5 protein-coding genes are annotated in these 9,686 nt (G+C 59.5%); all 5 read left to right on the top strand.

The features are described 5' to 3' along the window. A partial coding sequence (locus PA598K_RS37745) for a dynamin family protein (protein ID WP_260405274.1) occupies positions 1–1,908 on the top strand: 1,908 nt, incomplete at its 5' end. Between the two features lie 248 nt (positions 1,909–2,156). Continuing rightward, a complete protein-coding gene (locus tag PA598K_RS05435) occupies positions 2,157–4,088 on the top strand; it encodes an AraC family transcriptional regulator (protein WP_185601589.1) in 1,932 nt (643 codons plus the stop codon). Between the two features lie 271 nt (positions 4,089–4,359). Next, positions 4,360–6,129, top strand: coding sequence for an ABC transporter ATP-binding protein (locus tag PA598K_RS05440; RefSeq protein ID WP_128655946.1), 1,770 nt, complete (start codon positions 4,360–4,362; stop codon positions 6,127–6,129). After that, positions 6,126–7,955, top strand: a complete 1,830-nt coding sequence (locus tag PA598K_RS05445; RefSeq protein ID WP_128655947.1) for an ABC transporter ATP-binding protein — start codon at positions 6,126–6,128, stop codon at positions 7,953–7,955. Before PA598K_RS05440 ends, PA598K_RS05445 begins: the two co-directional genes overlap by 4 nt. 359 nt (positions 7,956–8,314) lie before the next feature. Then, positions 8,315–9,499: a formate-dependent phosphoribosylglycinamide formyltransferase gene (purT, locus tag PA598K_RS05450; protein WP_128655948.1), complete on the top strand. Its 1,185-nt coding sequence runs from the start codon at positions 8,315–8,317 to the stop codon at positions 9,497–9,499. Positions 9,500–9,686: the final 187 nt, after the last annotated feature.

A 9,686-nucleotide genomic window follows, 5' to 3' on the forward strand; every position in this document is an offset into this window, starting at 1 on the left:
GTGCTGGGGCCGCAGCGCCTGGCCGCCGAGCGGCTGCGGCCCGCTGCCGAGCTGCTCGATCCGACGGCAGCGCTCGCTGCGGCTGCCGCAGCGATGCGCGGCAAGGCGGAGCGACTGCAGCGAAACCGGTTCACGATCGCGTTGTTCGGGGCGTTCAGCGCCGGCAAGTCGTCGTTTGCCAATGCGCTGATCGGCGAATCGGTGCTGCCGGTCTCGCCCAATCCGACGACTGCGGCGATCAATCGGATCGTCCCGCCGTCGGCGGAGCATCCGCATGGTACGGCTCGCATCGTCATGAAGTCGTCGGAGGCGATGCTGGAGGATCTGCAATACTCGCTGCGACTGCTCGGGGAAGAGATCGACGGTCTGTCGGCAGCCCAGCTCATGGAGCGGGTCGAGCGGCTGACGCCGGAGTCGCTCCATCCGGGCGGTCGTCCGCACTACAGCTTCCTCAAGGCTGCGGCGAACGGCTGGGGCGAGCTGGAGGGACAACTGGGCAACGAGCTGATCGTCGATACGGACGGTTATCGCCGTTATGTCGCCGAGGAGTCGCGCTCGTGCTTCGTGCGCGAGATCGAGCTGTTCTACGATTGTCCGCTGACCGCGCAGGGGATCGTGCTCGTCGATACGCCGGGCGCGGACTCGGTCAATGCTCGTCATACGGGCGTCGCCTTCAACTATATCAAAAACGCCGATGCGATCCTGTTCGTCACGTATTACAATCATGCGTTCTCGCAGGCCGACCGGCAGTTCCTGCTGCAGCTTGGCCGCGTCAAGGACCAGTTCGAGCTCGACAAAATGTTCTTCATTGTTAACGCTGCCGACCTGGCGGCGGACGAGGCAGAGCTCGCGGGGGTCGTCAGCCACGTCGAGCGCAATCTGCTGCAGCATGGCATCCGGTTCCCGCGTCTGCATCCGCTCGCTTCGCTGGCGGCGCTGGACGCCAAGCAGCGCGGCGATGAAGCGGCGATGGCCGCTTCGGGCATCCAGGCGTTCGAGGAGGCATTCCTGCGATTCACCGCCTCCGAGCTCGGCCAGTTAGCCGTTGATTCGGCGACGGAGGAGGTCGCACGCAGCGCCAAGACGATCCGCAGCTGGCTGCAGTCGGCGCGCAGCGACGAGCAGAGCCGCCAGGCGCAGCGCGAGCAGCTCGCCGTGCAGGTGCAGGAGGCATTGACCGAGGTCGCCGCCTTCCGCGACAAGCTCTCCTTCGAGCCGATCCGCCAGGAGCTGCAGGAGCTGTTGCACTATGTGCTGCAGCGCATCCAGTTCCGGTTCGGCGAGCATTACAATCTCGCCTTCAACCCGTCCTCGCTGCAGGAGGACGGCCGCGATCTGCGCAAGATGCTGTGGACGTCGTGGCTGGAGCTGCAGCGGCTCTTGCAGAGCGAGCTGTCCGAGGAGCTGCTGGCGACGACGCTGCGGATGGAGGGCCTCCTGAAGCGGCAGGTCGGGGAGCGTTATCTGTCCGCTGCAGCGCAGCTCTCGGAGCGGCTGGACGGCTTCGCAGCCGCTGCCTTTGAAGCTCCGGAGCTGGCCCAGCCCGAGCTCCCTGCGCCATGGGAGAGCGATGCGGTCGAGCGCAAGCTGCTCTGGTCCCGCTTCAAGTCGGCGCGTCACTTCTTCGAGGGCGACGGCAAGACGCAGCTCCGCGACGAGCTGGCTCAACTGCTGGCTGCGCCGCTCCAGCAGTACGCTGCCGCGACAGCGGCATCCTGGCTGCAGCATTACGAGGCGGCATGGCGACAGCTCGCAGAGAGGACTGAGGAGCGTCTGCGCGTCGAGGTGCAGAGCTATGGCGACAGCACGCTCTCGTCGTTGACTCATGTCGCCGATCCGGCCGAGCTGGAGCGTCTGCTGGCGCAGCTCGAGGCGATCGTCGCCGAGAGCCGGCAGCAGAGCGCTTAGTCAGGCAGCATGCGTTGTCGGTTGCCAGAGAGGGTCTGGCAGCCGACAATGCCGGATCTTGATTGCCAGATGGATGCTCATGGGTTCCATTCAGGATGGATCGGCCAAGCGCCGGGTATCGGGAGATTGTTTCCCGGGCCCGGTTTTTTGCTATCCGTTGGAGGTTTATTCTTTGACAATGAGAATCAATATCATTATAATCGCCAGTAAGGATTAGGATTGGTCTATGCAAGATGGGGGCGAGTGGAATGAAAAATGAAAAGCGTCTGGTATCGGAGCCGGAGAAAGCCTTGCTCTCCAGAGCGATCGAGGTGTGGGCGCAGTCGTCGATCACGCTGCTCGATCTGCGGCACCAGACGATAGACAAAGCGTCGATGGTCGATTATCGAATGCCAAGCAGCATGCTTCTATATGCCTACGGCGGCGCGGCCGAAGTGAGCTTGGACGACCGGCTGTACAGCGTCGAGCGATTTGGCGTCTTCCACGGGGGCAAGGGCAGCAGGCTATCGATAACGCCCGTTGGCGATAAAACAAAGATCTACAGCGTCTTTTACAAGGCGGAGGACCCGCCCTTCTATAAAACGGAATTAAAACGGCTGCTCCATGTCGTGAATCCCTTCCAGGAGCAATACGGCTTTGCGCCGCGCTCTCCGCTATACTTCCTGGAACAGCTCGGCAAAATGCACAAACGCTGGAGCGGCTGTACGCCACTGGACCGCTTTTATGGCAAAGCTGCGTTTTGGAGTCTCGTATACGAGATTTACGAGGAGCTGGCCGAGGGCGGCGTGCAAGTGCTCCAGCCGGATCTCGTATCGCTCGTGAAGCGGCATATCGATGAGCACTACCAGCAGACGCTGTCTCTTCAACAGTTAGCGGAGGCGTTCTACGTCAGCTCCGGACATTTGACCCGGCTGTTCAAAAAACAGGAAGGAATCAGTCCGCAAAAATATCTGATTCGCACGAGAGTAGAGGCCGCGCGAGCCAGACTGCTGGACTCCGAAGCGACGCTAAGGGAGATCGCCATCAGCTGTGGCTTTTCAGACGAATTCAATCTAATCAAGATGTTTAAAAGCTGCTTTGGCGTTACGCCGGGCGACTTTAGGAAAACAAGTTCAACTCGATTGATCGATTCTGCCATAGGCTCGGAAGCGGGCTTCCCTTATGCTGAAAGAGGAAGAGCTGAATTAAATCTCATCTCGGGAAAAGGGGACTATGCAGTGGGCAGGACGAAAAAAGGAACGTTGCTTTTTACAGGCGCATTGTGTCTGACGCTCATGCTGTCGGCATGCGCTGCGTCGACTCCGGCAGGCAACAACTCGCAAGCGAACGCGATCGAGCAGCCGACTTCAACGGTCTCGACGGAAGGGATGCGAGAGTTTGAGCATTCGGGAGGGAATACGCTCGTTCCCGCATATCCAAAGCGTATTGTCGCAGATTGGTACTACGGGGAGCTGCTGACGCTTGGCCTGCGGCCTATCGGTTATCCGGAATATCTGCTGAGCGAATACCGCTACGTCGAATCGGAAGGTACGGAAGGGCTGGGCGAAGCAGTAGAGCAGGTCGTGGAACTGCAGCCGGATCTGATCATTTCCACATGGGACGAGAGCTACGAGCAATTTGCCCAAATTGCGCCTTCGGTACTGTTAAAGCTCAATAACGGCGTGATCGACAGAATGCGGGTGTTGGGCGAGCTTGTGAACAAACAGGAGGCTGCGGAGGAATGGATCGTTTCGTTTGAAAAAAAACTGGCGCAATCGAAGCAACGTCTGGCAAAAGAGGTTGCCCCCGGGACAACCGTTTCGATACTGAACGTTTTCAATAAGGAATTGAAGGTAAGCGGCTACCGAAACATGGGCGGAGACGTGATTTACAACTTGCTGGAATTGGAGCCGCCGCAAAAGGTAAAGGAGATGTTTGAGAAGGATAACGCCTGGAACCATACGATCTCCTTCGAAGCGCTCCCTGAAGTTGCAGGCACCCATATTATTCTGACGGCGTATGATCCGGAAGGGACGGCCAAGGAAACGTTGGCGGAGCTCGAGCAAAGTCAGATTTGGAACAGTCTGGATGCCGTCAAAAACGGCCGCGTCCATGTGGTGCCGTACTATGATCTTTTTTTTGACGACCCCATCGCTGTCGAACACCAGATCGAGATGCTGACGGATATGATAGCGAACTAAAAGAACTGAAATGAAAGACCTCCAATGCTGCTCCACGCATTGGAGTTTTTTTGTGCACCCGAACATGTGCTCGATTTTGCAAAAGCGGAGCAATCTGCGGGTTACGCGATGAATAAGGACCATTCGGGAGAATACCCCCCTGTTCTGTTTCCATATGTGAACAAACGATGACATAGTCTGAAATATGATGCGCAGTCGCGTTTGCCGTCTGAGGGGGATGCTGGTAATATTCATTCATGCTTATAAAAAAGGTCAAAAGGGAGAGAAAAACGTGAATGTGTTCAGGCAACTGAAGGATTTCTACTGGCCCGAACGAAAGCTGTTAATCGTCTCGATCATCGCCCTGATGCTCGCGACGGCCCTGGGTCTGGTGTATCCTAACCTGCTGAGGGTTTTGCTTGACGATGTCATCGGATTGGAGCGCTACGAGCTTGTGCCGGCTTTGTCGCTGGCGGTTGTAGGCGTTATCACGCTCAAGGCGTGCTTGCAGTTTGTACATGGATTTTTTGGCGGACGCCTCGGCAACAAAGTCGCCTATCGGCTCCGCAACGGCAGCTATCGCAAGCTGCAGGAATTATCTTTCCCTTACTATGACACGGCCAAAACAGGCGACCTGATGTCCCGGCTCACAGCGGATCTTGAAGCGATCCGGAACTTCGTCGGCTTCGGCTTCGCCCAAATTCTGAACATGTTCCTGATGGTGATCTTCGGCGGAGCGATGATGATGTCGATCAACTGGCAGCTGACGCTCATGACGTTCGTGACGATCCCGTTCCTCGCCTGGGTGGCGATAAAGTTCGAGCGCAAGATTCACCCGGCATTCCAGGAGATGCGGCTGGCGATGAGCCATCTGACGACGGCGGTGCAGGAGAATATTACCGGCGTGCGCACGGTTAAATCGTTCGCCCGCGAGCCGCATGAGGTTGACAAGTTCTCGGTGCGCAGCGACGAATACCGCAACAATCAGGTGCGCGCCGCGAAGATCTGGGGCAATTACTTCCCGGTCATGGAACTGTTCGCCAGCCTTTGCGTCGTCATGCTGCTCGTGGTCGGCGGACGACTGGTCATCGGCGGCGAGCTGTCGATCGGCGAGCTGGTCGCATTTTTCAGCCTCATCTGGTTCATCATCCAGCCGATGTGGCAGCTCGGGTTCCATATCAATAACTACACGCAGTCGAAGGCATCGGGCGAGCGGGTGCTGGAGCTGCTCAATCAGTATGTGCATGTCAAAAACCCTGTCGGGGCCATCGCCCTCGACGACAGCAAGACGCAAGGGCATGTCCGCTTCGAGCAGGTGACGTTCAACTACGCCGACAAAAAACCGGCGCTCACCGATCTGTCGCTCGATGCGCCTCCGGGCAAGGTGATCGGCTTCCTCGGCGGCACCGGCTCCGGCAAATCGACGGTCATCCAGCTGTTGATGCGCGCCTACAACATCAAGCAAGGGCGGATCACGTTCGACGGCATCGATATTAACAAGCTGGACGTGCAAAGTCTACGTCGCCAGATCGCGCCAGTATTCCAGGAGACGTTCCTGTTCTCGGCCTCGATCCGCGACAATATCGCCTACGGCGTCGGCGGCGTGACCGACGAGGCGATCATCCGGGCCTGCGAGCTGGCGAAAGCTCACGAGTTCATCATGGAGCTGCCGCTCGGCTACGACACGATCGTCGGCGAGCGCGGCCTCGGCCTCTCGGGCGGCCAGAAGCAACGGATCGCGATCGCCCGCGCGCTCATCAAAAACCCGCGCGTGCTCGTGCTGGACGACTCGACGAGCGCTGTCGATATGGAGACGGAGCACGAGATACAGGCCGGCTTCCGCGAGGTTATGCAAGGCCGCACGACATTTATCATCGCGCATCGGATCTCCTCGCTGCGCCATGCCGACGAGATCATCGTCCTCGACGAGGGCCATGTGGTGCAACGCGGCACGCATGAGGAGCTGATCGCTGCCGAAGGCCACTACCGGGATACTTACAATATTCAATACGCCGACCGGCCGTCCGATATGGCAGCCGCAGAAAGAAGGGTGTCAAGTTGAGCGAGCAAGCGACCAAAACAAGCGACAAACGATCGCGTTTCGTCTATCAGGACGACGAGCTGATCGAGAAGCCGTTTAACTGGACTCAGATGGGCCGGTTGGTCCACTATATGAAGCCCTACCGCAAGCAGTTGATCCCGATCGTCGTGCTGATGATGGTCATCGGCACGGCGACGCGGCTCGCCATCCCGGCGATCATCGCGCTGGCGATCGACCAGGCGATTTTCCCGGATGACGGCGCCGGCAGTTATACCAAGCTGTATACGTACGCGAGCTGGATGCTGGGATTATATCTTATTCAATGGGCGGCTAACACGTTCCGCATCCGCTTCACGAACATCATCGGCCAGCAGATCATCTACGATCTGCGCAAGGATCTGTTCAGCCATATCCAGAAGCTGTCGTTCCGCTTCTTCGACAAGCGGCCGGCCGGCTCGGTGCTGGTGCGGATCACTAACGACATCAATGCGATGCAGGATCTGTTCACCAACGGCGTCGTCAACCTGATGATGGACTGTGTCCAACTGGTCGGTATCGTCGTCATCCTGCTGCTGCTGAACTTCCAGCTCGGCCTCGCGGTCATGATCACGGTGCCGCTCATGTTCCTGGTGTCGAGCGCGCTGCGCCGCCGCATCCGGCTGGCCTGGCAGGATGTACGGACCAAGCAGTCCCGCATCAATGCGCATCTGAATGAGAGCATCCAGGGCATCAAGGTGACGCAGGCTTATGTGCAGGAGAAGGACAATATCGGCTTCTTCGAGAACATGAACCATACGAATCTGAAGGCCTGGAACAAGGCATCGGCGATGAACCAGATGTTCGGACCGGTCATCGAGATCACTTCTGCGGTCGGTATGCTTATCCTGTTCTGGTATGGCTCTCATCTGATCCAGACGGAGGTGCTGACGATTGGTCTGCTGGTCGCCTTCGCCCAGTACATCGGCAACTTCTGGGACCCGATCAACCGGCTCGGCCAGATGTACTCGCAGCTGTTGATCGCGATGGCATCGTCGGAGCGGATCTTCGAGTTTATGGACGAGAAGCCCAATGTCGGCGAGCTGGAGTCGGCCAAGGAGCTGACCGAGATTCGCGGCGATGTGAGCTTCGAGAATATCGTCTTTGAATACGAAAAAGGACGCCCAGCCTTGAAAAACATCAGCCTGGATGTCAAGGCGGGCCAGTCGATCGCGCTCGTCGGCCATACCGGCTCAGGCAAAAGTACAATTATCAACCTGCTCTGCCGCTTCTATGATCCGGTCGAGGGCCGGGTGCTGATCGACGGACAGGATATCCGAGACGTGACGATCGCCTCGCTGCGCTCGCAGGTCGGCATCGTGTTGCAGGATACGTTCATCTTCTCCGGCTCGATTCGCGACAACATCCGCTACGGACGACTGGATGCGACTGATCATGAGGTCGTACTGGCCGCGCAGGCGGTCGGCGCGCATGACTTCATCATGGACCTGCCGGACGGCTACGATACCGAGGTGCAGGAGCGGGGCAACATTCTCTCGATGGGGCAACGTCAGCTGCTCTCCTTTGCCCGGGCGCTGCTCGCCGATCCGCGCGTGCTGATCCTCGACGAGGCGACGGCGAGCATCGATACGGAGACGGAGCTTAAGATTCAAGAGGCGCTGAAGACGCTGCTGTTCGGACGCACGTCGTTTATTATCGCGCATCGGCTCTCGACGATCCGGCATGCCGACAACATCGTCGTCCTCGACCACGGCGTCATCATGGAGCAGGGCAACCACGACGAGCTGATGGCGCGCGGCGGCATCTACCGCGGATTGATCGACGCGCAGTACCGCTTCCTGTCGGCCTGATTGGTTGCGGAGAGCGTCGGACCGCAGGGCGTATCCCGGGATGATAGGAAAGAGCGTCGTATAACTGGACGCGTGTGGGATGAAAGGAAGGGAGATTAGACCCACGATTTTGCGGTTTTGATGGTCCGATCTGCTCTTCCGCATCGTCAAACGGACGACGAATTCGTTTTTTCTTGACTTATTCACAGACAAACCTCCACAATGGAAGAAAAACCAGCGGCGCGCCGTTGGTCGTGCCAGCACTCAGTTGCTGGCCTGCCAGCGGCAAGCAAGGGATATCAGGATCGCCCATTCGCGTACGTGCGGTGATGATGCTGATATCCTGACGGCACGCCGCTGCTTCCAGGAGGTTTTTTGTTTTGAGTTACGGATCGCCACTTACCCCGCAAGCTACCAAAATCATGCTGCTCGGCTCGGGCGAGCTCGGCAAGGAGGTCGTGCTCGAGGCGCAGCGCCTCGGGATCGAGACGATCGCCGTCGACCGCTATGCGAACGCGCCAGCGATGCAGGTCGCGCATCGCGCCCATGTCATCGACATGCTCGACGAGCAGGCGCTGCGCGAGGTGATCGCGCAGGAGCAGCCGGATCTGATCGTGCCGGAGATCGAAGCGATCGCCACCTCGGTGCTGGTCGAGCTGGAGCAGGCGGGCCAGCGGGTCGTGCCGACCGCCCGCGCGGCTCAGCTGACGATGGACCGCGAGGGTATCCGCCGTCTCGCCGCCGAGACGCTCGGACTGCCGACTGCGCCGTACCGATTCGCCGACAGTCTGGACGAGCTGCGCGCCGCTGTGGCCGAGCTCGGGACGCCGTGCGTCATCAAGCCGATTATGAGTTCCTCGGGCAAAGGGCAGAGCGTCTGCCGCAGCGAGGCGGAGATCGAGGGCTGCTGGCAGCTGGCGATGGATGGCGGGCGCGCCAAGCGTCAGCGCGTCATCGTCGAGGGCTTTATCCATTTCGACTCGGAGATTACGTTGCTGACCGTGCGCTCTGTGTCGGGCACCGCGTTCTGCGCGCCGATCGGCCATGTCCAGCAGGACGGCGATTATATCGAGTCGTGGCAGCCGCATGACGTATCGGCAGAGGACCGCCGCCAGGCCGAGGCGATCGCCAGCAAGATTACCGAGGCGCTGGGCGGTTGGGGCATCTACGGCGTCGAGCTGTTCCTGACCAAGGACGGCGTGCTGTTCAGCGAGGTGTCGCCGAGACCGCACGATACCGGCATGGTGACGATGGTGACGCAGGACCTGTCGGAGTTCGCCCTGCATGCCCGCGCGATCCTCGGCCTGCCGATCCCGGCGATCCGGCTGCTCGGACCGGGCGCATCCTACACGCTGAAGTCGGACCGCGAGAGCGAACGCTTCCGCATCGAGGGCGTCGGCGAGGCGCTGGCCTTGCCGGATACGCAGGTGCGTCTGTTCGGCAAGCCGCAGACCCGTGTCGGCCGCCGGATGGCGGTGGCGCTCAGCCGCGCCGACGACGTCGCCCAGGCGCGCGAGCACGCGCGCCGCGCTGCGCAGTCGCTTAGCATCGTATACGAGGAGTAGAGTAGCTCGAAGAGTCCCGTCAGAACGCGATTTGTTGCGTTTGGGCGGGACTCTTTTGTGGCCTCGAAGACAGCTGCCTGGGTTCGGAGGTGGGAGCGGGATAGCTAGGCCGGAGATGTGCGATAATGGCACAAGTCTAGGGAAACCGAGTCGGAACGGCCGGAGATGTGCGATAAATGGCACAAGT

It is taken from the genome of Paenibacillus sp. 598K, from assembly GCF_003851045.1.
Lineage (GTDB): Bacteria > Bacillota > Bacilli > Paenibacillales > Paenibacillaceae > Paenibacillus_D.

What these genes read in the sequence shown, in the direction of transcription:
- PA598K_RS05435 (WP_185601589.1), top strand. Translation starts at nt 2,157, where the DNA reads ATGAAAAATGAAAAGCGTCTGGTATCGGAGCCGGAGAAAGCCTTGCTC.